The following is a 1750-nucleotide window of genomic DNA, read 5'->3' on the forward strand; positions in this document are numbered from 1 at the left end:
CGAAGCATGCCTACTGGGATCGGCCGCGACGAACTCATCTCGCTTGCGGGCCGGGCCGACAGCCCGCACACGATGTTCAGCACGCTCGCGACGCAGTTGCGCAGGGCGGTCCCGTACGACGCGGCCGTCTGGCGGGCCACGGACCCGGAGACCGGGATGATCACGTCGCCGATCCTCGCGGAGAACATCGAGGACCACAGCTGCGCCGTCTACTGGCAGTACGAACTGTTCACGGAGAAGATCAATCTGTTCCGCGACCTCGCACGGGCGCCGGTCCCGGTGGCGAGCCTGTGGGAGAGCACCGGTGGCGAGCCGGCCCGCAGCGCTCTCTACCGGGGCTTTCTCGAACCGCGCGGCGTGCACGACGAGTTGCGGGCCGTTCTGCGGGTGGACGGGCGGCCGCACGGATACATCAGCCTTTTCCGCGAGAAGGGGCGCGCCGCCTTCAGCAGCGGGGAGCGCAGGTTCATGGAGGAGCTCGGCACACCGATCGCCCGCCGGCTGCGGTCGTACGCCAAGCACCGTCCCGGATCCTCCGACGGCGGTCTGACCGGCACCGGGCTGCTGCTCTTCGACGCCGGTGGCGCCCTCGTCTCGGCCAACGACGACGCGCGGCGCTATCTGGAGGAGATGTCCGAGGGCCCCGCGTCGGTCATCGCCCTCGGCATCCGCATACCGCTGTGGGTGCACGGCACCGCGATGCGGGCCAGGGCGATCGCGGAGAAGCACGGGGGCGACACGGCGCGGATCAGGATGCGCAGCCGGACGGGCCGGTGGCTGGTCTGCCACGCATCCTGCATGCGGGGGGCCGACGGGCAGCTGGGCGACTCCGCGGTCATCATCGAACGCGCTCCGATCTCCGACGTCACGCCGCTCATCGTGCAGGCGTACGAGTTGTCCGAGCGGGAACTTGAGGTCACGCAGTGCGTGGCGCGCGGCCTGTCCACCAGCGGGATCTCCGAGGAACTCCATCTGTCGCCCCATACGGTGCGCGACCACATCAAGGCGATCTTCGAGAAGCTCGGCGTGTCCAGCCGGGGTGAACTGGTGGGCAATCTGTTCACCGAGTACTACGAGCCGCTCCCCGCGGAGGCCACCGGCCGGCGGGCGTAGGCCGGGCGTCGAAGGGCCGGTGGAGCACTAGTGCCCGTGCTCGCCGGACTCGGCGGTGCCGTCGTCCTCGGGGGCGGTCTGGCCGGCGCCTCCCGCGTGCACCGTGAACGCCGCCGTGCGCACCTTCCCCTCGTGCTTGAAGTCGAGGAACAGGCGGTACGCCCCCTGGCTCGGCGCCGTCGCCGCGAAGGTGACACCGGGGCCCGGCTTCGTCTTGCCGTCGCCGGGTTCGCCGGTCGGGTGCACGTGGAGGTAGGCGAGGTCGCCGGAGCGCAGGGCCACCAGGTGGCCGTAGGCGCCGAGGTAGGGCTGGAGGTCGGTGACCGGCCTGCCGTTCTTCTCCACGTTCAGGGTCAGGTCGGCGGCCTTCCCGGGCTTCAACTCGCCCTTGACGCTCACCTCGTAGCCGTCGACCGACGCCTTCGTGTTGGGCTCGGGAAGCGCCTTCGGCTCGTACGTCCCCGCCACCGCGAGGTCCGCCCCCAGGGTCAGGCCCTCCTTCGCGCCCTCGGGCTTGAAGTCGGCGAAGACGCGGTATCCGCCCGCCTCCGGGAGCTCGACCGGGGTCGACCAGGTGCCGTCGGCCGCGCGGGCCGGGTGCAGGTGGCGGTAGGTCGTCAGGTCGCGTGAGGCGACG

1 protein-coding gene and 1 pseudogene are annotated in these 1750 nt (G+C 71.1%); one reads left to right on the forward strand and one right to left on the reverse strand.

What is annotated here, in order from left to right; all coding sequences use genetic code 11:
- Positions 1-6: 6 nt before the first annotated feature.
- Complete coding sequence (gene bagY, locus ACZ5CR_RS44515) at positions 7-1113, forward strand: LuxR family transcriptional regulator BagY/FevT (protein WP_468869193.1); 1107 nt, start codon at positions 7-9, stop codon at positions 1111-1113.
- Positions 1114-1140: 27 nt separating this feature from the next.
- On the opposite strand, the pseudogene ACZ5CR_RS44520 reads toward bagY, so the two are convergent.
- A pseudogene (locus ACZ5CR_RS44520) lies at positions 1141-1750 on the reverse strand (hypothetical protein); the annotation flags it as partial.

This window comes from Streptomyces sp. NPDC031274 (assembly GCF_055570235.1).

Coding starts and splice junctions, on each gene's coding strand:
- bagY (WP_468869193.1), top strand. CDS start 7: ATGCCTACTGGGATCGGCCGCGACGAACTCATCTCGCTTGCGGGCCGG.